Source organism: Rothia nasimurium, assembly GCF_004569295.1.
Classification (GTDB): Bacteria; Actinomycetota; Actinomycetes; order Actinomycetales; family Micrococcaceae; genus Rothia; species Rothia nasimurium_B.
The window spans coordinates 1-402 of record NZ_SPQC01000119.1 but is presented as its reverse complement, the minus strand read 5'-3'; the positions used below and the strand labels follow the sequence as shown (position 1 = coordinate 402).

The following is a 402-nucleotide window of genomic DNA, read 5'->3' as shown; positions in this document are numbered from 1 at the left end:
GACAAGTACACGGTGTGCGTTCGGTAATGCAGCACAGCGCTCAACAATGCCCTGCGTTTTTCGCGAGCCAGCGACTGCAAGCGTGAGATGATTACCCATGCGCGAACTTGACGGCATCAAGTATATAAGCTGGTGAAACAATATTTTTCTTTGAGGCCGAAATCCGAAGCGCAGCTTCGGTCTTCTCACGGCTCATCCATTTTAGTAAATCTGCCTTATCGGTTATTCCAAGAATCTCACGAAGCAGAGTTTCATCATTGTGATGGATTAACTGCGGTTCGAGGGTTACGCCGAGGCTGACTTCACCAATGAAAAGTTCACGGACTCCATTTTTTAACCACTGACTGACCCCAGCGCGAAGTTCGCTCGGATCGATGCCGTCGTTATCACGAAGTGCAATAA

1 protein-coding gene is annotated in these 402 nt (G+C 48.5%); it reads right to left on the bottom strand.

The window, feature by feature from the left end:
- Positions 1 to 91 precede the first annotated feature (91 nt).
- A partial coding sequence (locus tag E4U03_RS13050; protein ID WP_209304188.1) for a hypothetical protein occupies positions 92 to 402 on the bottom strand: 311 nt, incomplete at its 5' end.